Source organism: Amycolatopsis saalfeldensis (assembly GCF_900110575.1).
Classification (GTDB): Bacteria; Actinomycetota; Actinomycetes; order Mycobacteriales; family Pseudonocardiaceae; genus Amycolatopsis; species Amycolatopsis saalfeldensis.
The window spans coordinates 1-24,698 of record NZ_FOEF01000027.1 but is presented as its reverse complement, the minus strand read 5'-3'; the positions used below and the strand labels follow the sequence as shown (position 1 = coordinate 24,698).

The 24,698-nt window shown below is 70.7% G+C and carries 19 protein-coding genes, 1 tRNA gene and 1 rRNA gene; 12 read left to right on the top strand and 9 right to left on the bottom strand.

Translation table 11 applies throughout. From position 1 onward, the window contains the following. The first annotated feature begins 654 nt into the window (after window positions 1-654). Window positions 655-1,290: a nicotinamide mononucleotide transporter family protein gene (locus tag BMY97_RS39935; RefSeq protein ID WP_091628103.1), complete on the top strand. Its 636-nt coding sequence runs from the start codon at window positions 655-657 to the stop codon at window positions 1,288-1,290. Here the strand turns inward: BMY97_RS39935 and BMY97_RS39930 are convergent. From BMY97_RS39930 to aceE, 3 genes are all read right to left on the bottom strand, one after another. Next, the gene (locus BMY97_RS39930) at window positions 1,271-2,887 is read right to left on the bottom strand and encodes an L-lactate permease (protein WP_091628235.1); all 1,617 of its coding nucleotides are present in this window, start codon (window positions 2,885-2,887) and stop codon (window positions 1,271-1,273) included. The two genes, BMY97_RS39935 and BMY97_RS39930, sit on opposite strands and share 20 nt — an antisense overlap. A 173-nt stretch (window positions 2,888-3,060) precedes the next feature. Then, window positions 3,061-4,272, bottom strand: coding sequence for an alpha-hydroxy acid oxidase (locus BMY97_RS39925; protein WP_091628101.1), 1,212 nt, complete (start codon window positions 4,270-4,272; stop codon window positions 3,061-3,063). A 139-nt stretch (window positions 4,273-4,411) separates the two neighbouring features. Beyond that, window positions 4,412-7,207: a pyruvate dehydrogenase (acetyl-transferring), homodimeric type gene (gene aceE, locus BMY97_RS39920; RefSeq protein ID WP_091628100.1), complete on the bottom strand. Its 2,796-nt coding sequence runs from the start codon at window positions 7,205-7,207 to the stop codon at window positions 4,412-4,414. 419 nt (window positions 7,208-7,626) lie between these two features. Between aceE and BMY97_RS39915 the strand changes: the two genes are divergently transcribed. The 4 genes from BMY97_RS39915 to BMY97_RS39900 all read left to right on the top strand — a co-directional run bounded on the left by BMY97_RS39915 (window position 7,627) and on the right by BMY97_RS39900 (window position 9,955). After that, window positions 7,627-8,061 (top strand): DUF3052 domain-containing protein, encoded by a 435-nt coding sequence (locus BMY97_RS39915; protein WP_091628099.1) that lies wholly within the window; start codon window positions 7,627-7,629, stop codon window positions 8,059-8,061. A gap of 73 nt (window positions 8,062-8,134) precedes the next feature. Next, entirely contained in the window at window positions 8,135-8,596 is a 462-nt protein-coding gene (locus BMY97_RS39910; protein WP_091628098.1) for a peroxiredoxin, read from the top strand. Between the two features lie 56 nt (window positions 8,597-8,652). After that, window positions 8,653-8,724, top strand: a tRNA-Val gene (locus BMY97_RS39905). Between the two features lie 358 nt (window positions 8,725-9,082). Beyond that, the gene (locus tag BMY97_RS39900) at window positions 9,083-9,955 is read left to right on the top strand and encodes a hypothetical protein (RefSeq protein WP_091628233.1); all 873 of its coding nucleotides are present in this window, start codon (window positions 9,083-9,085) and stop codon (window positions 9,953-9,955) included. A gap of 58 nt (window positions 9,956-10,013) precedes the next feature. Here the strand turns inward: BMY97_RS39900 and BMY97_RS39895 are convergent, their stop codons facing one another. Further along, window positions 10,014-10,559: a carboxymuconolactone decarboxylase family protein gene (locus BMY97_RS39895; protein ID WP_091628096.1), complete on the bottom strand. Its 546-nt coding sequence runs from the start codon at window positions 10,557-10,559 to the stop codon at window positions 10,014-10,016. Between the two features lie 21 nt (window positions 10,560-10,580). Between BMY97_RS39895 and BMY97_RS39890 the strand changes: the two genes are divergently transcribed. Beyond that, window positions 10,581-11,090, top strand: coding sequence for a MarR family winged helix-turn-helix transcriptional regulator (locus BMY97_RS39890; protein WP_091628095.1), 510 nt, complete (start codon window positions 10,581-10,583; stop codon window positions 11,088-11,090). A gap of 35 nt (window positions 11,091-11,125) precedes the next feature. Then, window positions 11,126-12,265: an acyl-CoA dehydrogenase family protein gene (locus tag BMY97_RS39885; protein WP_091628093.1), complete on the top strand. Its 1,140-nt coding sequence runs from the start codon at window positions 11,126-11,128 to the stop codon at window positions 12,263-12,265. Here the strand turns inward: BMY97_RS39885 and BMY97_RS39880 are convergent. Further along, window positions 12,244-13,449, bottom strand: coding sequence for an aminotransferase class V-fold PLP-dependent enzyme (locus BMY97_RS39880; RefSeq protein ID WP_177231765.1), 1,206 nt, complete (start codon window positions 13,447-13,449; stop codon window positions 12,244-12,246). The two genes, BMY97_RS39885 and BMY97_RS39880, sit on opposite strands and share 22 nt — an antisense overlap. Before the next feature lie 47 nt (window positions 13,450-13,496). Here BMY97_RS39880 and BMY97_RS39875 point away from each other — a divergent pair, with 47 nt between their 5' ends. Then, window positions 13,497-14,120 carry a GntR family transcriptional regulator gene (locus BMY97_RS39875; RefSeq protein WP_091628091.1) on the top strand — a complete coding sequence of 208 codons (624 nt, stop codon included), beginning with the start codon at window positions 13,497-13,499 and terminating at the stop codon, window positions 14,118-14,120. 5 nt (window positions 14,121-14,125) lie between these two features. Then, window positions 14,126-14,893: a metallophosphoesterase gene (locus tag BMY97_RS39870; protein ID WP_091628089.1), complete on the top strand. Its 768-nt coding sequence runs from the start codon at window positions 14,126-14,128 to the stop codon at window positions 14,891-14,893. On the opposite strand, the gene BMY97_RS39865 is transcribed toward BMY97_RS39870, so the two are convergent. The 4 genes from BMY97_RS39865 to BMY97_RS39850 form a co-directional block, all read right to left on the bottom strand. Continuing rightward, window positions 14,883-16,508, bottom strand: a complete 1,626-nt coding sequence (locus BMY97_RS39865; RefSeq protein ID WP_091628088.1) for a CocE/NonD family hydrolase — start codon at window positions 16,506-16,508, stop codon at window positions 14,883-14,885. The two genes, BMY97_RS39870 and BMY97_RS39865, sit on opposite strands and share 11 nt — an antisense overlap. A gap of 85 nt (window positions 16,509-16,593) precedes the next feature. Further along, window positions 16,594-17,538: an asparaginase gene (locus BMY97_RS39860; protein ID WP_281246960.1), complete on the bottom strand. Its 945-nt coding sequence runs from the start codon at window positions 17,536-17,538 to the stop codon at window positions 16,594-16,596. Continuing rightward, a complete protein-coding gene (locus tag BMY97_RS39855) occupies window positions 17,535-18,971 on the bottom strand; it encodes an amino acid permease (protein WP_091628086.1) in 1,437 nt (478 codons plus the stop codon). The genes BMY97_RS39860 and BMY97_RS39855 overlap by 4 nt, the downstream gene beginning before the upstream one ends. Before the next feature lie 4 nt (window positions 18,972-18,975). Then, on the bottom strand, window positions 18,976-19,647 hold the full coding sequence (locus tag BMY97_RS39850; protein ID WP_091628084.1) for a FadR/GntR family transcriptional regulator: 672 nt from the start codon (window positions 19,645-19,647) through the stop codon (window positions 18,976-18,978). 1,265 nt (window positions 19,648-20,912) lie between these two features. Here BMY97_RS39850 and BMY97_RS39845 point away from each other — a divergent pair. From BMY97_RS39845 to BMY97_RS39835, 3 genes are all read left to right on the top strand, one after another. Further along, on the top strand, window positions 20,913-22,388 hold the full coding sequence (locus tag BMY97_RS39845) for an MFS transporter (RefSeq protein WP_091628083.1): 1,476 nt from the start codon (window positions 20,913-20,915) through the stop codon (window positions 22,386-22,388). Window positions 22,389-22,900: 512 nt separating this feature from the next. Then, window positions 22,901-24,091 carry a low temperature requirement protein A gene (locus BMY97_RS39840; protein WP_091628081.1) on the top strand — a complete coding sequence of 397 codons (1,191 nt, stop codon included), beginning with the start codon at window positions 22,901-22,903 and terminating at the stop codon, window positions 24,089-24,091. Between the two features lie 408 nt (window positions 24,092-24,499). After that, window positions 24,500-24,698, top strand: a 16S ribosomal RNA gene (locus tag BMY97_RS39835); the annotation flags it as partial.

Genomic DNA, 24,698 nt, shown 5'->3' with positions numbered 1-24,698 from the left:
GACGCGGCAGGCTCAGCCGGGCCAGACGCAGCAGGCCCAGGCCCAGCCTCAGCAAACCCGGGTGCAGCAGGCCCAAGACACCCCGGCCACCCACCCGGGCAACGGCCACCAGCCCGGCTCGGACACCCCGACCCCACCCGCCGGGTTCGGCCGCGTCGAACTCTGAGCCTTTCCTCGGCGAGGGTCCGGTGCATCGGGTGGGCACCGGACCCTCGCCGTTCCCGGGCCCGTGCCCGCTAGGTCGAGTGGGCATGGCCATCTCGCGCGGCCGCCGCGACGGTCGCCCCGCCGAGCCGCCTCGCGCAGCTGCTCCCCTGGGTCGCCCCGCCATGTCCGCTGAGCTATTCCGCCTTGACCGCCTCGCCGTGCCATCCCGCGCAGCTGCGCCACACCGCCGCCCCCGTGGTCGCCCTGCCGAGGCATCTAGTCCGGCCAGTCCGCCCCGTCGCCTCGCGCGGCCGTCATGGTGGGTTGCCTGCCGAGCCGTCTCACCCGGCCACCGCCGCCCCGGTGGGTCGCCGTGCCGAGTCATCGCTCGGCCGGGGATGCCGTCGCATCTGTCTCACCGGTCGGGATGTCTTCCGCCTCACAACGGTGGGGGAATTGCCCCGCGGTGCTGCATGTTGGGAGCGGTAGACCGGAAGGGGTGGGTACGTGGACTTCCTGCTGCATCACGGCGTGACCGTGCTGGGCCAGTGGATCTCGATCGCGGAGCTGGCGGGACAGGTGTTCGCGCTCGCTGTCGTGTTCCTCGCCGAGCGGCGGACGTTGTGGACGTGGCCGGTGCAGGTCGGCGCGACCGTGCTGCTGTTCTCCGTCTACATCTCCGCTCACCTCGGCGGGCTGGCGAGCCGTCAGATCGCCATCCTGGCCATCTCGCTCTACGGCTGGTGGGCGTGGAACCGCCGCAGCGATCCGCTGTACGGCGTGGTCGTGCGCAAGGGCCGCTGGACCGAGCGGGCCGCGATGCTCGCCGGGTTCGTCGCGGGCACTGTGGTCATGGCGCTCGCGCTGCAGGCGCTGAACGCTTCGTGGGCGCCGTGGCCGGACGCCGCGATTTTCGTCGGCACGCTGGTGGCCTTCGGGGCCCAGGGGGCCGGCCTGGTGGAGTTCTGGCTGGTCTGGCTGGTGGTCGACGCGATCGGCGTGCCGCTGCAGATCTCGTCCGGGCTGTACTTCTCCGCCGCCATCTACATCGTCTTCGCCGCGCTGGTCGGGCACGGGTGGTGGAGCTGGAACCGCACGGCCAAGAGCGTCCGGCGGGCGCCGGTCACGGCAGCATCCAGCTGAGCACCGGGGTGCTCTGACCGAACACGATCAGGCACATCACCAGCAGCAGGCCGACGCTCCACGGCAGCACCTTCCGCAGCAGCTTGCCCTCCTCGCCGGGCAGGTTCGCCGCCACGCACGCGATGGTGAGGTTCTGCGGCGAGACCATCTTGCCCAGCACGCCGCCGGAGCTGTTCGCCGCCGCCAGCAGGTCGGCGGGCAGCCCGGTCTGGTGGGCGGCCGTCACCTGGAGGGCGCCGAACAGCGCGTTGGCCGAGGTGTCCGAGCCGGAGACGGCGACCCCGAACCAGCCGAGCACCGGCGACAGGAACGCGAGCCCGGCGCCCGCCGCCGCGATGAACGTGCCGATGGTGGCGGTCTGCCCGGACAGGTTCATCACGTACGCCAGCGCGAGCACCCCCGCGACCGTGACGATCGCGAAGCGCAGCTCCTTCACCGTCGTCAGCCATTCCGCGGCGGCGCCGCTCGCCGCGACCTTCAGCGCGATCACCGTGATGATTCCGGCCAGCAGTACGAGCGTGCCGCCGGTGTTGAGGAACGGCAGCGAGAAAGTGTTGCCGGACACGGCTTTCCCGTCGGGGCCGTGCACGTCGAGGCCGGCCCAGTGGAACTTCCAGGTGGCCCGGTCGAGCAGGTTCTTCACCGGCGGCACCTGCGCGAGCGAGAAGACCACGATGATCAGCGCGTACGGCAGGTAGGCGCGGACGACCTCGCCGCGCTCGTCCGGCCGGTCCAGCGTCGCGGTGCGGGTGCCGGTGAGCACCCGCGCGCGGACCTCGGCGGACACCGCGCGCCGGGTCATCGGCAGCGCGACCAGCGCCGCCGCGCCGGCGAGCGCGGCACAGATGTCGGCCAGCTGCGGCGACACGAAGTTGGACGCGAGGAACTGCACCACCCCGAACGCGATCCCGCAGACCAGCGCCGGGACCCAGGTCTCACGCAGGCCGCGGCGGCCGTCGACGATGATCACCAGCAGCAGCGGCACGAACAGCGCGAGCAACGGCGTCTGCCGCCCGACGATCGACGACACCTGGTCCAGCGGCAGCCCGGTGACCTGCGCCAGCGTGACCACCGGGGTGCCCATCGCGCCGAACGCCACCGGCGCGGTGTTCGCCACCAGCGCGACCACCGCCGCCTTGGCCGGGCCGAAGCCCACGGCCACCAGCATCACCGCGCTGATCGCCACCGGCGCGCCGAACCCGGCCAGCGCCTCCATCAGCGCCCCGAAGCAGAACGCGATGATCAGCGCCTGGATCCGCGGGTCGTCGGAGACCCGGCCGAACGAACGGCGCAGCACGTCGAAATGGCCCGTGCGCACCGTCACCCGGTAGACCCACAGCGCGTTGACCACGATCCACAGGATGGGGAACAGGCCGAAGGCGGCGCCCTGCAATGCGCCGGAGATCGCCTGGCCCACAGGCATGCCGAACACCACGATGGCCACGACCAGCGCGACCGCCAGCCCGATCAGCGCGGCGTGGTGCGCCTTGGCCCGGACCACGCCGAGCAGCACCAGCACCACGGCGAGCGGGATGATCGCGACCAGCGCGGAGACGGCGAGGGAACCGGCCAGCGGAGTGAGATCCTGTACGAACAAGCCGACCTCCGGGGGACCGTACTTCCGCATGGCGGAAACCGCGTTTCACGAGGTGGCTGAGATCCTGACCACAACCCCACGCCTCGGTCAACCCGTGTCGCACGTCCGGCCCAGTCCGCCCGAAACGCCCCAATGCCACCCCGATGTCGCAGTGGGGCGCTTCGAGCCGGAGATCAGCGCAGGGTGGCGTGCGAAGGCCGGAGGTCTTCGATCCGCCGGACGCCCAGCAGCTGCATGGTCCGGACCAGCTCCGTGCGCAGGATGTCGACGCACCGCTGCACCCCGCGCTCGCCGCCGGCCATCAGGCCGTACAGGAACGCGCGGCCGATCAGCACGGCGTCCGCGCCGCGGGCGAGCGCGGCCACGATGTCGCCGCCGGAGAGGATGCCGGTGTCGACCCACACCTCGGCGGCGCCCTGCAGCTCGTCGAGCACGGCGGGCAGCAGCTCGAGCGGCGTCGGCGCGCGGTCGAGCTGGCGGCCGCCGTGGTTGGACAGCACCACGCCGTCGGCGCCGTGTTTCACCACGTCACGGGCGTCGTCGACGTTCTGGACGCCCTTGATCACCAGCTTGCCCGGCCAGGTGCGGCGCACCCAGTCGAGGTCGTCGAAGTCGAGCGTCGGGTCGAACAGCTTGTCCAGCAGCTCGGCCACGGTGCCGCCGAAGTGGTTGAGCGAGGCGAAGGTCAGCGGCTCGGTGGTGAGCAGGTTGATCCACCACGCGGGGTGCATCGCGCCGTCGGCGAACGTCTTGAGCGTGAGCGCGGGCGGGATGGTCAGCCCGTTGCGGACGTCGCGCAGGCGGGCGCCGGCGACCGGGGTGTCGACGGTCAGCAGCAGCGTGTCGTAGCCGCTCTCCCACGCCCGATTCATCAGATCTTCGCCGGCGCCGTGGTCGTTCCAGACGTAGAGCTGGAACCACCGGCGCGCGCCCGGCGCGGCCTCGGCGAGGTCTTCGATCGAGGTCGTGCCCATGGTGGACAGGCCCATCGGGATGCCGTTGCGTTCGGCCACCCGGCCCACCGCGCGCTCGCCCTCGTGCTGCATCATCCGCGTGAACCCGGTGGGCGCGAACGCGAACGGCAGCTCCGAGCGGCGGCCGAGGATCTCCTTGCTCGTGTCCACATCGGACACGCCCCGCAGCACGTTGGGGTGGAACTCCACCCGCCGGTAGGCCTGACGGGCGCGGCGGAGGCTGTCCTCCAGCTCGGCGGCGCCGTCGGTGTAGTCGAACGCGGCGCGCGGGGTGCGCTTGCGCGCGACCGTCCGCAGGTCGGCGATCGTGTGCGCGCCGGCGAGGCGCCGGTCGGTCGGGTTGAGCACGATCGGCTTCGGCCGCAGGATCTGCTTCAGTTCGCTCGGCCGCGGCAGGCGACGCTGGGTCACGCTCGATCACCCTTCTCAAGCATCCGAAATACATCCGACCTCTACCCTAGAGGCCGGGGTGGTGAAAAAACATCGGGCCCAGACGGACGGGCCCTCCGGGACATCGTGCGTCCCGGAGGGCCCGTCCGGCCACGGCTGGTTACGCGCTGCCCGAGTCCGAGGTCTGCGGGCCCGCGGCGGACACGTCGTCGATGCGGTACTTGCGCGCCGCCTCGACCACCTTGTCCTGCGCGACCTCGCCGCGCTTGGCCAGCGCGGTGAGCGCGCCGACCACGATCGACTCGGCGTCGACCAGGAACTTGCGCCGCGCCGCCGGGCGGGTGTCGGAGAAGCCGAACCCGTCCGTGCCGAGCGTGAGCATGTCGGCGGGCACCCACGGGCGGATCAGGTCCGGCACCGCGCGCATCCAGTCCGACACCGCCACGATCGGCCCCTGCACGCCCGAGAGCACCTCGGTCACGTACGGCACGCGCGGGGTGTCGCCCGGGTACAGCAGGTTGTCGTGGTCGATCGCCACGGCCTCGCGGCGCAGCTCGGTCCACGAGGTCGCCGACCACACGGCCGCCCGCACGCCCCACTCCTCGGCCAGCATCCGCTGGGCCTTGAGCGCGTCCGGCATCGTGACGCCGGAGACCAGGATCTGCGCCTCCGGGCCGTCGCCCGCCGGGGCGTCGGCGTACTTGTAGAGGCCCTTGAGCAGGCCGTCCACGTCGAGGCCCTCGGGCTCGGCGGGCTGCTGGTACGGCTCGTTGTAGATCGTCATGTAGTAGAAGACGTTCTCGCCGTTGCCGTCCGGGCCCGTCTCGCCGTACATCCGGCGCAGGCCGTCCTTGACGATGTGCGCGATCTCGTACGAGTAGGCCGCGTCGTAGGCCACCACCGCCGGGTTGGTCGCCGCCAGCAGCAGCGAGTGCCCGTCGGCGTGCTGCAGGCCCTCACCGGTCAGCGTGGTGCGGCCCGCGGTGGCGCCGAGCACGAAGCCGCGGGCCATCTGGTCCGCCGCCGCGTACAGGCCGTCGCCGGTGCGCTGGAACCCGAACATCGAATAGAAGATGTAGATCGGGATCATCGGCTCGCCGTGGGTGGCGTACGAGGTGCCCACCGCGGTGAACGACGCGGTCGAGCCGGCCTCGTTGATGCCCTCGTGCAGGATGACGCCCTTTTCGGACTCCTTGTACGCCAGCATCAGGCTCGCGTCGACCGAGGTGTAGGTCTGGCCGTGCGGGTTGTAGATCTTGGCCGTCGGGAACATCGAGTCGAGGCCGAACGTGCGGGCCTCGTCCGGGATGATCGGCACGATCCGCTTGCCGATCTCCGAGTCCTTCGCCAGCTCGCGCACCAGCCGGACGAACGCCATCGTGGTGGCGACCTCCTGCTTGCCCGAGCCCTTGCGGACCCCCTCGTAGACCTTGTCGCCGGGCAGCACGAGCGCCTTGGCGGACTTCGGCCGGCGCTCCGGCAGGAACCCGCCGAGGGTCTTGCGGCGGCCGACCATGTACTCGATCTCCGGCGAGTTCGCGCCCGGGTGGTAGTACGGCGGCAGCTTCGGGTCGCGCTCCAGCTCCTCATCGCTGATCGGGATCCGCTGGGAGTCGCGGAACAGCTTGAGGTCGTCGAGCGTGAGCTTCTTCATCTGGTGCGTGGCGTTGCGGCCCTCGAACGACGGGCCGAGGCCGTAGCCCTTGATGGTGTGGGCGAGGATCACCGTCGGCTGGCCGTGGTGCTCCATGGCCGCCTTGTACGCCGCGTACACCTTGCGGTAGTCGTGGCCGCCGCGCTTGAGGTTCCAGACGTCGGCGTCGGTGAGGTCCTTGACCAGCTCCTTGGTCCGCGGGTCGCGGCCGAAGAAGTGCTCGCGGACGAAGGCGCCGTCGTTGGCCTTGTAGGTCTGGTAGTCGCCGTCCGGGGTGACGTTCATCAGGTTGACCAGCGCGCCGTCGCGGTCGGCGGACAGCAGCGAGTCCCACTCGCGGCCCCAGATGACCTTGATCACGTTCCAGCCCGCGCCCCGGAAGTAGGCCTCGAGCTCCTGGATGATCTTGCCGTTGCCGCGCACCGGGCCGTCGAGCCGCTGCAGGTTGCAGTTGATCACGAAGGTCAGGTTGTCCAGGCCCTCGCCCGCGGCCACGTGGATCAGGCCGCGCGACTCCGGCTCGTCCATCTCGCCGTCGCCGAGGAACGCCCAGACGTGCTGGTCGCTGGTGTCCTTGATGCCGCGGTCGCGCAGGTAGCGGTTGAACCGGGCCTGGTAGATGGCGTTCATCGGGCCGAGGCCCATGGACACCGTCGGGTTCTCCCAGAACTCCGGCATCAGCCGCGGGTGCGGGTACGACGGCAGGCCGCCGCCCTCGCCGGCGTGCGAGTACTCCTGGCGGAAGCCGTCGAGCTGCTGCTCGCTCAGCCGGCCCTCGAGGAACGCGCGGGCGTAGATGCCCGGCGACGCGTGGCCCTGGATGTAGATCTGGTCGCCGCCGCCGGAGTGGTCCTTGCCGCGGAAGAAGTGGTTGAAGCCCACTTCGTACAGCGCGGCGGACGAGGCGTAGGTCGAGATGTGCCCGCCGACGCCGACGCCCGGCCGCTGCGCGCGGTGCACCATGATGGCCGCGTTCCAGCGGATGTACGCCCGGTAACGGCGCTCGAGCTCCTCGTCGCCGGGGAACCACGGCTCGTTCTCCGTGGGGATCGTGTTGACGTAGTCCGTCGAGGTCAGGGCGGGCACACCGACGTTGCGCTCCCGCGCGCGCTCCAGGAGGCGCAGCATCAGGTATCGCGCCCGCTGCTGGCCACCCCTGGCCAGCGCCTCGTCGAAGGAGTCCAGCCACTCGGCCGTCTCGTCGGTGTCGATGTCGGGCAGGTGCGCCGCCAGTCCGTCACGGATGACGCGTACGCGTGCCGGGGTCTCCTTGCCGGAGGCGCCGTCGTTCTGCGGGGCCAAGGGGTCTCCTTGTAGCTGGTTGTGCTCTCGGGCGGGAGTGTTCGCCTCTACCCATCGTCGCCCCCGGTCCGCCTCCCGTCACCGCTACTGAGCGGTAACAAGGGACGCCCCGGCTGCGCCACTCCCCGCGTGCGGTGTAACGCGCGCGCGTTTTTCTCCTCCAGCCTAGGGGAGAGGTTTCCGGGCCCGGTCGGAGCGGTCGTGGGACACTGGTCGCGGACACCCGCCCCGGGGTCGCGTAACGGCGCCGGGGGCCCCTACGCTGCGACACGAGTTGTCAAAGATCCGGTGTGGACGGTTGCGCGCAGCGCCGCGCCAGTGTTCGCTATGACAACCGTGTACCCCGAGTGTGGCGGTCCGTCCCGGTCCGAAGGGCTGAACGAACGCCACGCTCCGTCGTAGTTGGAGGAGTGGAAGCAGTGGTCGCCGCGGGAGACGCCGGCAGTGCCAGCGTCGCCGAGAGGCTTGGCATCAAGCCGGACATGGTGGTCCAGGAGATCGGCTGGGACGAGGACGTCGACGAAGACGTTCGTGCCGCCATCGAAGAGGAGATCGGTGGTGAGCTCCTGGACGAGGACGCCGACGACGTCGTCGAGGTCGTGCTGCTCTGGTGGCGCGAAGACGACGGCGACCTGGGTGACACCCTCATCGAAGTCAGGACCCCGCTGGACGAGAACGGCGTGATCTGGGTGCTGACCCCGAAGACAGGTCAGCCAGGGCACGTCGAGCCGAGCGAGATCGCCGAAGCCGTGCCGCAAGTCGGCCTGGCGCAGACCGCCAACATCAGTGTGAGCGCCGACTGGGTCGGCACGAGGCTGGTGTCGCCGAAGTCCTCGAAGGCCAAGCAGCGCTGAGCCCGGGCCTGCGCCGCTGACACGATAGGGTTGTCGGCGCAGGCCCGTGTCCGCTCTGGAGAGGAATCGCCGCATGGCCGTCGAGGTCGGCTCACCAGCCCCTGACTTCACGCTCAACGACTACAACAAGCAGCCCGTCCAGCTGTCGTCCTTCAAGGGCGAGAAGCCGGTGCTGCTGGTGTTCTTCCCGTTCGCGTTCAGCGGGGTCTGCACCGGGGAGCTGTGCCAGCTCCGGGACGAGTTCTCGGACTACGACACCAAGGGTGTCCAGGTGCTCGGCATCTCGTGTGACGCGGTCTTCTCGCTGAAGGTCTGGGCCAAGCAGGAGAACTACCAGTTCCCGCTGCTCTCGGACTTCTGGCCGCACGGCGAGGTGGCGCAGTCCTACGGCGTCTTCAACGACAAGGCCGGCCTCGCGCTGCGCGGCACCTTCCTGATCGACACCGACGGTGTGGTGCGCTTCGCGGAGGTCAACCAGCCCGGCGAGGCCCGCGACCAGCAGGCCTGGAAGAAGGCCGTGGCCGAACTGGCCTGACGATCTTCCCGGCGGCGCCCGTTGTCCTGGTTCGCCCGGGCGCGGGCGTCGCCACGGGGCGCATAGCTCAGCGGAAGAGCACTCGGTTTACACCCGAGCGGTCGCAGGTTCGAACCCTGCTGCGCCCACCGGAAATCAGCCCACTCACGATCAGCCTTGACCAGAGGAAGGCCTCCAGCCCGACCGTCGCCGGGGTGGAGGCCTTCGTGCTGCTGACGCCTCATCTGCCGGGGCCGGGTCTGCCCCCTCGACAGGCCCGGCCACCGTGCAGCACGTCGCGGGTAGCACGGTTCAGGAGACCGGTGCGGGGCCGCGAGATACATCGTTGCCTTGGGCCGAACGGGTGATCTTCGCCGCGGGTTCCGGAACCCCTTTTCGCGACGCCGGCGTCACCCGTTCGCCTGCTAACGGAACCGGCGACGCCGTCGAAAAGTGGTCAGCAGGTTTCGCACCAGAACCAGGGGGAAGTTCGTGCAGATTCTCAAGATGGCCAAGAGAGCGGCGGCTCTCGTCGTCTTTTCGGCGGCGGCCGCGGTGGCCGTTGCGGCACCGGCGGGGGCGCAGGGCGTCGCGACCGGGACACTCGCGTTCAGTGGCGACGCGGGTGACTACATCACCGGCGGCGGCACGTACGCCTACTCCATCGCGGCCAACGACCGGCTCTCGGTGACCGCCGACGAGGCCGGCAACCACATCTCCGTGGGCCTCACCGGCGCCAACGGCGACTGGTGGAGTCTGAACCTCGCCGCGCCCCAGGGGCAGACCCTGGCGGCCGGCACGTACACCGACGCGCACCGCTATCCGTTCCAGGCGCCCCAGCAGCCGGGGCTGGACCTGAGCGGCAACGGCCGCGGCTGCAACCAGAGCACCGATTCGTTCGTGGTGCAGAACATCCTGTTCGGTCCGCACGGCTACGTGCAGACGCTGGACGCCACGTTCGAGCAGCACTGCGAGAACGGCGCGACGGCCGCCCGCGGCGAGATCCACCTCGCCAACCCGGCCCCGCCCGCGGAGCTGGGCATCGGGCTCAAGGTGGCCACCGCCGGCACCGCGAGCACGCTCGACGGCAAGGCCGGCCTGAACGGCACGGTCGAGTGCACCGCGCCGGCGACCGTGACGCTCAACGGCTCGGTCACGCAGGTCAAGCACAACGTGATCATCCGCGGCACCTACTCGGTCCAGGTCGCGTGCACGCCGGGCGCGCCGGTGCCGTGGAAGGCCTCTGTCGATCCGGTCGGGACCACGCCGTACCAGAAGGGCCAGGCGGAGGTCGTCACCCAGGCGACCGCCCTCGACCCCGTCTACAACACCAATCTCTCGGTCGACGACACGACGGTCGTGACGTTGAAGAAGGCCTGACGAATGCCGCGGGGGCGGCGGATTCCGCCGCCGCCCCCGCAGTCCGGTCGAGTACGGGTCACGCGGTCCAGGCGTGCTCGGCCAGGCTCGGGTGCAGCGGGGCCGCCACGAGGCGGTTCGCGAACGTCGACATCGTGTAGGTGCCGATGCCGAGCACCACTTCCAGCGCCTGCTGCGGAGTGAAACCGGCGTCGAGGAACGCGTCCAGGTCCGCCGATGGCACGTCGCCCGTCGTCTCGAGCACTTTCAGGACGAAGGCGCGCAGGGCCTCCAATTCAGGCGACGGCAGTGCAGAAGACGAGCGCAGCGCCGACACCACTTCGGCGGGCGCGCCCAGCTTCAGCAGCTTCGCGGTGTGCATGGCAACGCAGAAGTGACACTCGTTGCGGGTCGCGATGGTGAGGATCAGCGTCTCGCGCGCGAGCGGCGTCAGCGTGGTCGTTTCGAAGAGCGCGCTGAGCTTCAGGAAGCCGTTCAACAGCTCCGGCGACGTCGCCAGGCGGGCGACGGCAGCGGGCACGTCGCCGAACTGGGCGGCGGTCGCCGTGAGGGAGCGGCGCGCGGACGGCGGGGCGGTATCGACGGTGTGTGTGGGGAAATGCACGGAGGACTCCCGGCTCGTAGGATGGACAACGTGGTTGACCAAAACGTAAACCAGGTTGTCGAATATGGCAAGCCGGATACCCCCGGCTACGAGCTGCCGTTGTTGCTGTTCGGCGGTTTCCGCACGATCGTCGACCGCCTGCACGCCGAGCTCGCGCGCCAGGGCCACCCCGACATCCGCCCCGCGTACGGCTTCGCCATGCAGGCGATCGGGCTGAACGGGGCCACGGCGTCGGAGCTCGGACGGCGCCTCGGCGTCTCCAAGCAGGCCGCGGGCAAGACCGTCGACCGCCTGGCCCGGCTCGGGTACGCCGAGCGCGTTGACGACCCGGCCGACGCGCGGCGCAAGCTCGTCCGCCTGACGCCGCGGGGGATCGACTCGCTTCGCCGTTCCGCGGTGATCTTCGAGGAACTGCGCGCCGATTGGGTCGACACGCTCGGCGCCGAACGCGTCCGCGCGATCGAGGATGACTTGCGCGTCGTGGTGCCCGCCGACGGGTTCCGGGTCGATGTCGCGGGCTGGTTCGGCTGAGTAGCGTCTGGCTCAAGGACGACGTGGAGGTGCGAGTGGACGCCGAAGATTTCGGACAGGTGCTGGCCGCTGTGCGCGAGTTCGTGCGCAAGGAGGTCGTGCCCGTCGAGGCCGAGATCGACGAGCGGGACGAGATCCCCGCCGCGATCCGGGAGAAGGCGGCCGGGCTCGGCCTGTTCGGCTGGGCGCTGCCCGAGGAGTACGGCGGGCTGGGCCTCGGCATGGGCGAGGACGTCCGGCTCGCGATCGAACTGGGCTACACGACCCCGGCGTTCCGCTCGCTGTTCGGCACCAACAACGGCATCGCGGGCCAGGCGATCGTCGCCTACGGCACGCCGGACCAGCGCACCCGCTGGCTGCCGCGGCTCGCTGCCGGGCAGGCCATCGCGTCGTTCGCGCTGACCGAGGCCGAAGCGGGCTCGGACCCGAGCGGGCTGACCAGCCGCGCTGTTCGTGACGGCGAAATCTTCCGGCTCAGCGGCGTCAAGCGCTTCATCACCAACGCGCCGCTCGCCGAACTGTTCGTGGTGTTCGCCCGCACCGAACCGGGCAGCACCGGCCGGGACGGGATCTCCGCGCTGCTCGTGCCCGCCGGCTCGAAGGGCGTCACCGTCGGGCCGCACGACAAGAAGATGGGCCAGGCCGGCGCGTGGACCGCGGAGGTGTTCTTCGACGACGTCGAGGTGCCGGTGAGCGCGCTCGTCGGCGAGGAGGGGCAGGGCTACCGGATCGCGATGGCGTCGCTGGCTCGCGGCCGCCTGCACATCGCCGCGCTGTGCGTCGGCATGGCGGAGCGCGCGCTGGGCGAGGCTGTCGCGTACGCCCGCACCGCGCGCCAGGGTGGCCGGCCGATCGGCGAGTACCAGCTGGTGCAGGCGTTGCTGGCCGAGTCGCACGCCGAACTCGCCGCCGGGCGCGCGATGGTGCACGAGGCCGCCGCGGCGTACGACTCGGGCGAGGACCGGAAGCTCGGCCCGTCCTCGGCGAAGCTGTTCTGCACGGAGATGCTGGGCCGCGTCGCCGACCGCGCCGTGCAGGTCCACGGCGGGGCCGGCTACCTGCGCGGTGTCACGGTCGAGCGGATTTACCGCGACGCGCGGCTGTTCCGGATCTACGAGGGCACCAGCGAAATCCAGAAACTGGTCATCGCCCGTCAGCTGCTGCGGGAGTCCTGAGCCAGCCGGGTCACTTCGCGGACCAGCAGGTCGATCTCGTCGTCGTTGTTGTAGTAGTGCACGGACGCGCGGACCAGGTCGGGCAGGCCGCGGGCGGTGAAGTCGTACTGCGCGGACACCGCGTGGGTGACGCTGGTGTTGATCTTCGCCTCCGTCAGCCGGGCCTTGACCTGCTCGGCGGGCAGCCCGGCGAGGCTGAACGAAACCAGCCCGCACCGGCGCGCCCCGACGTCGTGGACCCGCACTCCGGGGATCTCGCCGAAGCGTGACCGCATCGTGGCGGCCATCGCGGCGACACGTTCTTCGATCGCCGGCAGGCCCCACTCCAGCGCGTAGTCGACGGCTGCGCCGAGGCCGAGCACGGCGGCGAAGTCGCGTTCCCAGACCTCGAACCGCTTCGCCGTCGGGTGCACCACGTACTCCGTCGGCGATTCCCAGCTGGCGGAGTACAGGTCGAGCATCGCCGGCTCCAGCCGGTCGCGCAGCCGCGGGTGCACGTAGAGGAATCCGGTGCCACGAGGCCCGCGCAGGTACTTGCGGCCGGTGGCGCTCAGCGCGTCGCACCGGATGCGGGTGACGTCGAGGTCGAGCTGCCCGGCCGACTGGCACGCGTCGAGCAGGTACGGGATGCCGGCGGCCGAGGTCACCGCGCCGATCGCCTCGGCCGGGTTCACCAGCCCGCCCTGCGTCGGCACGTGGCTGACGGCGACGAGCTTCACGTCGTCGTCGATCCGGGCGCGCAGGTCGTCGACGTCGAGCTGGCCGGCGTCGTCGTCGGCCACGACCTCCACGCGGGCGCCGGTGCGGCGCGCGATCTGCAGGAAGGCGATCGCGTTGCTCGCGTACTCGGCGCGCGAGGTCAGGATCCGGTCGCCGGCCTTGAACGGCAGCGCGTAGAACACCGCCTGCCACGAGCGGGTCGCGTTGTCCGTCAGCGCGATGTCGTCGACGTCCGCGTTGAGCAGCCGCGCGACCGACGCGTACACCGCCTCGGTGCGCTCGGCGGCCTCGGCGGCGGCTTCGTAACCGCCGACCAGCGCTTCATGACGCAGGTAGTCGACCATCGTGTCGGTGACCCGCGACGGCGGGAGCGCGGATCCGGCGTTGTTGAAGTGGGCGGCACCGGTGCAGCCGGGCGTCTCGGCGCGGGCACGGGCGACGTCGGCGGGCAGGAAACTGGCCATGCCCAACTGAATACAGTACTGGCCTTCTGCATGCAATACTGCCGGGCATGACCAAGCGACTCCTGCGCGGCGACCTGATCGAGGAGATCACCACGCGGGTGCTCGACGGCCGCCTGGTCGCCGACGCCCGGATCAACGAGGTGCACCTGGCGCGCGAGCTCGGGGTCAGCCGGACGCCGTTGCGCGAGGCGCTGATCGGGCTGGCCGACCGCGGCCTGCTGGTCGCCGCGCCGGGCCGCGGGTTCCTCGTCGCGCCGTTCGATCCGGAGGAGGCCCGGCGGCTGTACCCGCTCGTGGCCGAGCTGGAGTCACTCGCCCTGCGCTGGACCTCGCCGCTCGACCTGTCCTCGCTGCCGGACCGGCTGGACCGGCTGGCCGAGGAGATGGCGGCGCTGCCCGCCGGGCCGGATCTGTCCGCTGTGGACGATCGCTGGCACGCGTTGTTGTTGTCCCGCTGTGGAAACCCGCACCTGATGCGGCTGATCGATCAGACGAAGCCGCTGCTCAAGCGCTACGAGGCGGTGTACTTCGGCGGTGCCTCGCGAGCGGCCGAGAGCATCGACGAGCACCGGGGAATCGCGTCCGCGCTGCGCGAGGGCGACCTGCCCGGCGCGTCGGCGCTGCTGGTCCGCAACTGGGTCAAAGCGCTGGCCTACATAGAAAGGGGCTGATCCGCATGAAGATCTTCGCGCACCTGTCCGACATCCACCTGGACGGCGGCGAGCGCGCCGACGCCCGCGCGGCGGCGGTGCTGGACTACCTGGGCAACCTCGCGCGGCCGGCGGACGCCGTGCTCGTCACCGGCGACATCGCCGACCACGGCCGGCCCGAGGAGTACCGCCGTGCCGCGGAGCTGCTCAAGAACCCCGCGCCGGTGCTCGTCTGCCCGGGCAACCACGACGTCCGCGCGCCGTTCCGCGAGATCCTGCTGGAGCAGGCGCCCGGCGACGCGCCGGTGAACCTGGCGGCGGACCTCGGGGGAGTCCTCATCGCGATGTGCGATTCGACCATCCCGGGCCGCGGCGCCGGCTACCTCGCCGACGAGACGCTGGCCTGGCTCGACGAGGTGCTCACCGGCCACAAAGGACCGTCGCTCGTCGCGTTCCACCACCCGCCGGTGGAGGTCGGCGTCCCGCTCGTGGACGCCATCCGCCAGACCGGCGAGGAACGGCTGGCCGAGGTCGTCCGGCGGCACCCGGGCATCGCCGCGCTGCTCTGCGGCCACGTCCACACCGGCGCGGGCACGACGTTCGCGGGCGTGCCCGTCCGTATCGCGCCCGGCGTCGTGTCCGGCTCGCTGCTGCCGGTCGAGCCTGGCGCCGACCGCGGCTGGGACGAGGGCGGCCCGCTCGAATTCGAGCGGCCGCCGTCGCTGCTGCTCCACGTGCTGCACGACGACGGCCGGCTCACCAGCCATCAGCGGGTGGTGCCGTTCACGGGGTGAAGACGGGCAGCGTGATCCGCGAAGGGTGCGCCGCGTCGTGGAACACCTCGAACCGGTTCGGCTTGCCGTCGACGGCGGCGGCCACCGGTTCGCCGGTCCCGTGGTTGCGGGCGAAGCGCGGGAACGCGCCGCCCGCGACCTGCACGCGCAGCCGGTGCCCGCGGCGGAAGCGGTAGGCCGTCGGGTCCAGCGGAACCTCCGCCGTCACCACGCCGTCGGCGTCGGCTTCCGGCCGGCCGGGGCGCAGCCGCAGGATGCCTTCGGTGACGTTGCGGGAAAGGCCGCCCTGGTCGACGTCGCAGACCCGCACGTACACGTCCGCGTGGCCGAGTTCGGTGCGCACGAAGACGGTGGCGCTGACGTCGCCGATCACGTCGAGGTCGTTCACCAGCGGCTCGCCGGTGAACACCAGCACGTCGTCGCGCGCCTCGATGTCCTTGTTGTCCTGCTGCTTGTTGTCGCCGGAGAGCAGCGGGCCGCCGACCGCGGGTGTCGGGTCCGCCGGGTCGTAGGTGAACGGCGTCGGCCGGGCCTCGCCGTCGAAGGGCTCACCCAGCCCGCCGACCGGGCGCAGGTGCGAGGACGTGGCCGTCGACGCGGGCGGCCACTGCTCGAAGTCCAGCCAGGTCGAGGCCTGCTGCAGGTAGATCCGCACGGGGGAGCGCTGCAGCTGCGTGCGGTCGTCGGCCAGGTGCGCGCGCAGGAAGCCCAGCTGGTCCTGGATCATCACGCGCAGGCTGGCCGGCTCGCCGTGCGACCACGGGCCGATGGTGATCCGCGGCGCGCGCCCGGCGTTCTGCAGGGTGACGAAGTCCCGCAGCTGGGCGCGGACGAACAGGTCGTACCAGCCGCTCACCATGGTCACCGGCACGGTCAGATCGGCGACGCCGGCGCTGTGGTCGGACATGGCCCAGTAGTCGTCGCCCGGCTCCGCGTGCGCGGTGACGTCCTCGAGGAACTTCACCGGCTTCCCGATGGCGGCGACGTCGGAAGCGCTCACCGGCAGGTGTGCCATGGCCGCGCGGGTCTTGCGGTTCTGGAACGGATTCGGCAGCGCGGCGAACCGCTGCTCCTGCCGCCCGATCATCGAAGCCCACGACACCATGTCGTCCGCCGCGAGCACGCCGCCCGGGTAGAAGTTGGTGATGAACTGCGACGCCGTGACGCCGAGGCACATCGCCTCCAGCGGCGGGTCGAGGTACGGCCCGACCGCCCACTGCGTGTGCCCGAGGTAGCTCGCGCCCGCCATGGCCAGCCGCCCGTCGCACCACGGCTGCGCGCGCAGCCACTCGGCGGTCGCGACGCCGTCCTCGCGTTCGAGGTGGAACGGGCGGAACTCGCCTTCCGAGCCGAAGCTGCCGCGGGTGCTTTGGATGACCGTCTGCAGCCCGTGGCGCGCGAAGGTGTCGCCGAACAGCTTCGACAGCAGACCGCTGCGGCCGTACGGCGTGCGGACCAGCACCACCGGCGCGGAGTGCGTGCCGGCCGGCGCGTAGCGGTCGGTCAGCAGGTGGACGCCGTCGGGCATCGGGACCCGCAGGTCCTTGGTGACCACCGGCGCCGGGCCCTCGGCCTTCGGCAGGCCCAGCAGCCGGTCGACGAGACGGTTCAGCACAGAGGTCCCCTTTCACGCGGCGTGGCTCACTCCGAAGCTACCCGGTTCCGCGCGATCCGGAGCGGCCGTTCACTTCCGGGGGAAATCAGGCCGCGCGCAGGTGTTCGGCCAGCGGGCCGGTCACCCGCAGGACGTCGCTCGTCAACGGTTTCAGCAGCCGGGCGTCCACTCCGCACAGCCCGAGCGCGGCGGCGAGCACGGGCGGCCGGGCGCGGTCGCCACCGTCGGCGATCTTCACCGCCACGGCCGTGCCGTCCGGCAGCGCGGCCAGCTGCACCGCCTCGAACCCGTCCTTCGCGATCAGTCCCGGCACGGCCCGCATCAGCGCCGTGACGTCACGACGGGAGCCGCCGACGAGGTCGGGGTACCGCCGGATTCCTTGGGCGACAAGGAAATCCGGCGTTCCCGGGGTGGCGGTCGCGATCCGCGAGGCGGCCTTCGCGAGGCCTCGCAGCGAGAGCGCGAACAGCGGGGCGCCGCAACCGTCGACAGCCACGCGCGACACCGGCTGCCCGGTCAGCTCCTCGACCGTCGCGCGGATCGCTTGCTGGAGCGGGTGGCCCGGGTCGAGGTAACCGTCGGCGGGCCACCCGTTTTCACGGCAGGTGGCCAGCATCGCGGCGTGCTTGCCGGAGCAGTTGTGCGCGAGCCGGCTGGGCCCCCGGCCGTCGGCGATCCAGGCGTCGCGCTCGACCGGGTCGAACGGGTAGTCCTCGGGGTTGCGCAGCTCGTCCGGCGAGAGGGCGTGCCCGGCCAGCACGGCGGCCGCGGCCTGCAGGTGCCGGGCCTCGCCGGAGTGGCTGGCCGAGGCGATCGCGAAGCCGGCCGCGTCGAGCCTGAGCCCGAGCCGCGCCATCGCGACGGCCTGCAGCGGCTTCGCCGTGGAGCGCGGGTACATCGGCGAGTCCGGGTCGCCCGCCTCGAACAGTGTCGAGCCGTCCGGCGCGAGCGCCACCACGGAGCCGTAGTGGACGCCCTCGACCATGCCGTCACGCAGCAGGTGGACCAGCGGCACGTGGGCGGGCGTCACGACTCGGCCTTTTCGAACGCGCTCATGTCGATCCGCTTGCGCACGCAGAACCAGCCGACGACCAGCGCGGCGGCGATCACCGGCAGCGCCAGCAGCGTGATCCGGCCGGTGTGGTCGAAGCCCATCAGCACCACCACGACGGCCAGGAACACCAGCGTCACGATTTCGGTGTACGGCGAAAACGGCAGCCGGTACGACGGCCGCGTCACCTCGCCGCGGTTGGCCTTCCGCACGAACAACAGGTGGCTGAGCACGATGATGGCCCAGGTGCCGAGGATGCCGATCGCGGCGAAGTTCAGCACGATCTCGAACGCGTCCTTGGGCACCAGGTAGTTCAGCGCCACACCGAGCACGCAGACCGACGCGGTGAGCAGGATGCCGCCGTAGGGCACCTGGTTGCGGTTCATCACGCCGGTGAACTTCGGCGCCGAGCCGGCCATCGACATCGAGCGCAGGATGCGGCCGGTCGAGTACAGCCCGGAGTTCAGGCTGGACATCGCGGCGGTCAGCACCACGAGGTTCATCACGCTGTCCGCCGCCGGCACGCCGAGGTGCGAGAGCACCGTGACGAACGGGCTCTGGTCGGCGGAGTAGGAGCTCCACGGCATCAGCATCGCCAGCAGCACCACCGAGCCGACGTAGAACACCAGGATCCGCCACATGATCGAGTTGATCGCCTTCGGCATGATCTTCTTCGGGTTCTCCGTCTCGCCCGCCGCGACGCCGACCAGCTCGACCGAGGCGTACGCGAACACCACGCCCTGCACGATCAGGACCATCGGCAGCACGCCGGCCGGGAAGACCCCGCCGTGGGCGGCGATCAGCTGGGGGCCGGGCGCGAGGCCGTCCACCGGGTGCTGGGTGACCAGCAGCACGATGCCGATGATCATGAAGAGGACCAGCGCGGCGACCTTGACGATGGCGAACCAGAACTCCATCTCGCCGAACAGCCGCACCGAGACCAGGTTCAGCGTCAGCACCACGGCGAGCGCGATCAGCGCCAGCACCCACTGCGGCACCGGGGTGAAGAACGACCAGAAGTGCGCGTAGAGGGCGATCGCGGTGATGTCCGCGATGCCCGTGGTCGACCAGTTCAGGAAGTGCATCCAGCCGGCGACGTACGCGCCTTTCTCACCCATGAACTCCCGCGCGTACGAGACGAACGCGCCCGAGGAGGGCCGGTGCAGGATCAGCTCGCCGAGCGCGCGCACGACGAAAAACGCGAACAGCCCGCACACGGCGTAGACGATGGCCAGCGCCGGTCCGGCCTGCGCCAGCCGCCCGCCCGCGCCGAGGAACAACCCGGTCCCGATCGCGCCGCCGATGGCGATCATGTTGATGTGCCGGGACTTCAGGGCCTTGCTGTAGCCCGCGTCACCCGCGTCTCGGTGCCCGCTCTCGCCCTCGGTGGGTTGCAGGGTCTGTTCGCTCACGGTTTCAGTCGTTCCCGTTCTGCTCCGGCGCGCGGACCGGCCGCACGATGGTGGTCAGTGTTTTTTCGACGTGCTCGAGGTGCGCGGTCATCGCGGCCACGGCGTCGGCGTCGGAGCCCCCGGCGATCGCGGTCACGATCCGCCGGTGCTCGACGTTGGACTCGGCCCGCCGGTCGCCGAGCTGGTTGAGGAACGCCGACTGGCGGGCCAGTGCGTCGCGGATCTCCTCGATCACCTTCGCGAAAACGGGGTTGCCCGAGGCCTGGGCGATGCTGATGTGGAAGAGCGAGTCGAGCGCGACCCAGGCCCTGTTGTCGGTCTCGGCGTCCATGCGCCCGACCAGGTGACCGAGCAGGTCGAGGTGATCGGGGGTGCGTCGCAGCGCGGCATACCCGGCGACGGGGATCTCGACGTGACGGCGCACTTCGAACAGGTCGCGCGCGGAGTAGTCGCCGAAGGTCGGGTTCTCGGCCGGCCCGGTGGCGGTGACGAACGTGCCCTTGCCGGTGCGGGAAACGGTGAGCCCGAGCGCCTGCAACCCGCGCAGCGCCTCCCGGACCACCGAGCGGCTGACCTCGAACTCCCGGCTGAGCGCCGCTTCGGACGGCAGCTTGTCGCCGACCGCGTAGTCCCCGCGCTCGATCGCCCGTCGCAGGTATGCCAGCACAGCCTCCATGGCACTCACGCGACGAGGGCCTTGTCCGGCTGTCTGGTTGTCGGACAGGTTCATGGAACGAGATCGTGAAGATCGCCCGAACTGATGTCAAGCGATGGCGCCTGTGGGCCGGCGCGGTGGCGCGCGGACCACAGGTGAACTGGGGAAACCACCGGATCCTGTGGCCGGTTTCACCCTCCGGCGCCGACCGCCCGACCCGGCCGTTTTTGTCGGTGCGGGATGCGATGGTGAGGCTGTGGATGCCGTGGATGCCCTGTCGGACGAGAAGAACCCCGACCGCCCACGACGGGCTCGCCCGTCGCGGGCCGTCGGTTGCGTCCTGGCCGCCGTCCTCCTCCTGGCCACGGTCATATGGGTGACCAGCGGTTCACCCGGAAAGGGGGAGTCGGCCGCATCGCCGGAGATCACCCGGCCTGGAAATCGCTCGGTCCCGGTGGTTTCTCCGTTCGGAGGTGCCCCGGTTCCGGCTGCCCGGCCGGGAGTTTGCCCGGTCCAGGGGATTGCTCAGCCCGCAGGTGGTCCGGTTCGTCTGGTTGATCGCCTGTACCTGGGCGGCCGGCGTGGTGACCGCCTGGTTTCGGGGATTGCCAGGCCGGGAGGCTGCCCTGCCTCGCGGATTGCTCGGCCCGGTGGCTGTCCGGTCTCGCGGATTGTCTGGTCTGGAGGTGGTTCGGTTCCGGTGATTGTTCGGCTGGTTGATCGCGTGTTCCTGGGCGGCCAGCGTGGAGATCTCCTGGTTTCGGGGATTGCCGGGCCGGGATCCTGCCCGGTCCCTCGGATTGCCTGGCCCGCAGGTGGTTCGGCTCCGGCGATCGTCCAACCGGCTGATCGCCCGGTCCCGCGCGGCCAGCCCGGCGACCGCCTGGTTTCGAAGATCCCCCGGTCGGGATCCTGCCCAGCCCCGCGGATCACCCAGCCCGATGGCCGCCCGGTTCCGCCGATCGCCCAGCCGGGAGCCCGCCCGACCCCAGCGATCGTCCAGCGCAGCGATCGCCCGATTCCGGCAATCGCCAAGGGCCGCTTGCCTGCTCCGTCGGCAGGCCTTCGGCGCGCCGCCGGGAGATCGCCACCGAGCTTCGAGGAGCCGGGCGAGCTAGGCTGAAGAACCAGGCCCGCGCCGCCGCCGGAGATCGGGAAGCCGGCTGCTTCAGGGGAGGTTTTTCGCTGGTGTCAAACGATTCCATCGCCACCCCGCCCGTCCGTGCCGAGCGCCCGGCGCTCGTCGGCGAGCCCCGCGGCCGCCACGGAATCGCCTTCGGTGCCTGATGTCCGAGTACCAGCCCGATCCGAAGCGCTGGCGCGCCCTCGCCGTCACGCTGACGGCCGGGTTCATGAGCCTGCTCGACGTCAGCATCGTCAACACCGCGCTGCCGTCGATCGAGCGCGACCTGAACACCGGCAGCGGCGTGATCCAGTGGGTGGTCTCGGGCTACGCGCTGTCGTTCGGCCTCGTGCTGGTGGCCGGCGGGCGGCTCGGCGACGCGCTGGGCCGGCGGCGGATGTTCCTCATCGCGCTCGCCGCGTTCGTCGTCACCAGCGCGCTGGCCGGCGCGGCGCCAGACCCGACCACGCTGGTGATCGCGCGGCTCGCGCAGGGCGTCGCGGCAGGCATGCTGACGCCGCAGAACAGCGGGCTGATCCAGGACCTGTTCCGCGGCGCCGAGCGTGGCCGCGCGTTCGGCATGTTCGGCGCGGTGGTCGGCATTTCGACGGCCGTGGGCCCGGTGCTCGGCGGCATCATCCTGGCCGTGTTCGGCGACCCGAACGGCTGGCGGTGGGTGTTCTACGTGAACGTGCCCATCGGCGTCGTCGCGTTCGCACTGGCCCTGCGGCTGCTGCCGAAGTCCGAACCCCGGGCCGTGCGGCTGCGCTCGGAGATCGACTTCGCCGGCATGCTGCTGCTCGCGATCGCCGTGCTCGGGGTGCTGCTGCCGCTCGTCGAGTCGGAGCAGCGCGGGCTCGAAAAACTCTGGTGGCTCTTCCCGCTCGCCGTGGTGTTCGGCGTGGCGTTCGTCCGCTGGGAGCACCGGCGGGCGCGTAACGGCCGTTCGCCGCTTCTGGACACCCGCCTGTTCACCACCACCCCCGGCTACGCGAGCGGCGCCGCCGTCGGGGCGCTGTACTTCTGCGGGTTCGCCGGGATCTGGCTGGTCTTCGCGCTGTTCTTCCAGCAGGGACTGGGATACACGCCGCTGCAGTCCGGGCTGTCGGTCACGCCGTTCGCACTCGGCTCGGCGGTGGCCGCGGCGGTCGCGGGCCGGCTCGTGCCGCGCTGGGGACGGCGCCTCACCGTCACCGGGCTCAGCCTGGTCGCGTTCGGGCTGCTGACGGTCGCGCTCGTGGTCCAGCTGGTGCCGCCGTCCGCGGCCGGCCTCGCCGTGGCCGTGCCGCTGCTGATCGGCGGGGTGGGCGGTGGCATGGTGATCTCGCCGAACACCACGCTGACCCTGGAGTGCGTGCCGACGACCATGGCCGGCGTCGCCGGGGGAGCGTTGCAGACCGGCCAGCGGATCGGGACCGCGATCGGCACCTCGGTGCTCGCGTCGGTGTTCCAGTCGGTGGTGGTGGCCTCAGGCAGGCACTACCCGGTGGCGCTGTCCGTCGCGATGTGTTGCGCCGCGGCGCTTACCTGCGTCGCCCTGGTGGTCGCGATCCTCGAGCTGCGCGCGCGGCGAGTCCGGTCCGGCCTCACCGAGGCGCAACGCGCGGCCCAAGCGGCGGCCGACGTGCAGCGTGGCTGAGCCGGCGCCGGCCGTGAACTGATCACGATCACGCACCACTACTGGTGAACTACTATCCGCCGATCGTTGCTGCTCCATCCGAGTGATCGGTCACTTCCGGCCCTGGTGCTACTCAGAGCAACCGGGTAGACCTTATGGAGCCTTCAGCTCGCCACTTTGGCTACCTACAGTGGCAATTCGTTCGGTCGACCGGGGATGGGTCGACCGGCCGGGCGGCAGGGAGTTCCACCGTTCTGCGGAACGGGCACTCCTGGTCACCTCCCAGGCAAGGTTCGTCGGCGTCCGCGGGGGACCGTACGGCGACCGCCGGGAGCACTGCCCTGGGTGGCCACGAGTGCGGTGAAGGCGTCTGGGCGGGCCCGGGAGAGGGGGATCCGGGCCCGCCCGTCTCCCGTTTTCGCCGCGCCTGCGCTGCCGAGGAATCTCACCCGGTTGAGAGCGTCGCACTCGCCTGTTCACCTCGATCATGCTGGGATGACGGCGTTGCGTGCAGGTGAGTGCGGGGAGCGTTGATGACCCAGGAATCGTTGCCGGGCAACCGGATCCGGGTGTGGCACCGGCCGATGCGGCCGCGGGACAGCGCGGAGCGCCATCGTGTGGCCACCCCGCTCGAACTGCTCTTCGACCTGTGTTTCGTGGTCGCCGTCGGCCAGGCCGCGTCGAACCTGCACCACCAGCTGGCCGAGGGCCACGTCGGCCACGGCGTGGCCGGCTTCGCGCTGGTGTTCTTCGCGATCTGGTGGGGCTGGCTGAACTTCAGCTGGTTCGCCTCGGCATTCGACACCGACGACGTGCCGTACCGGCTGGCCACCCTGGTGCAGATCGCCGGCGGGCTCACCGTCGCCGCGGGGGTGGGCAAGGGGTTCGACGGGGACTTTCACGTCATGGTGATCGGCTACGTGCTGATGCGCCTGGCGATGGTCACGCAGTGGCTGCGCGCCGCGCGGACCGCGCCTGAATGCCGGCCGTCGGCGCTCCGGTACGCGGCGGGCATCACGCTCTGCCAGATCCTGTGGGTCGTCTGGCTCGCGGCCTCGGGGGCGACGCAGATCGCGCTGTTCCTGGTGGTCGCGGCGATCGAGCTGGCCGTCCCGCTGCTGGCCGAGCGCCGGGCCGGGGCCCCGTGGCACCCGCACCACATCGCCGAGCGGTACGGCCTGTTCACCCTGATCGTGCTCGGTGAGACGGTGCTGAGCGCGACGACCGCGGTGCAGGAGAGCGTGACCGAGGGCAAGCACATCGGCGAGCTGGTCGGCCTCGCCGCGGCGGGCTTGGTGCTGGTGTTCGCCATGTGGTGGCTCTACTTCGACCAGCCGGGCCACGCGCGGCTGGTGCACCGCCCGTCCCTGCTCACGACCATGAGCTGGGGCTACGGCCACTACCTGATCTTCGCCTCGGCCGCGGCGGTCGGCGCCGGCCTCGAGCTGGCGGTCGACTTCGACACCCACCACACCGAGCTGAACGGCACGGTCGTGGCGCTGTTCGTGACTGTCCCCGTCGCGCTCTTCCTGCTGAGCGTCTGGCTGCTGCACATCGGGCCGACCAACGAGTGCCGGCCGATCGCCATCGGCTTCCCGGTCGCGGCGGTGCTCGTGCTCGCCGCGTCGTTCGGCCCCGCGCCCATCCACGTGACGGCGGTACTGGCCGCCGCGCTCGTGGCCGTCACCGTGATCGCGACACACGGCGAGCCCCGACTCGCCTGAGCCCCTCTATCGACGCAGGTCAGGAGCTTGACGCGATCAATGGGCACCCCCCTGGGCAGGGCCGGATCGGGGCATGTAAAGTTCTCCAAGTCGCCAGGGAAACCGGGCGGCCGCCGGGACCACGAACCAAGCTCCCACCTCAGGTGGTAGAGTGGGTGGTTCCAAAGCAGGAGATCAAGCCAGACCCCCCGCTGAAGCGCAAGTTTCGCAGGGTGTACGGTGTGTCTTCTGAACAAACGGCTTGAAACAATGCCTCGGAAAAGGCCGCGTGAAGCGGAATTCTCCGAAGTGTGTTGCTTGAGAACTCAACAGTGTGCTAGTGAACTAAGCCAGTAGAGCTTATATGAAACCCCCTCGTCGGGGTTTTTCTTTGAGAATGATTGAGAATGGTCTCGATCGAACTGTTCATTGTTGGAGAGTTTGATCCTGGCTCAGGACGAACGCTGGCGGCGTGCTTAACACATGCAAGTCGAACGCTGATACCGCTTCGGTGGTGGATGAGTGGCGAACGGGTGAGTAACACGTGGGTAATCTGCCCTGTACTCTGGGATAAGCCTTGGAAACGGGGTCTAATACCGGATATCACATCTCCTCGCATGGGGGGTTG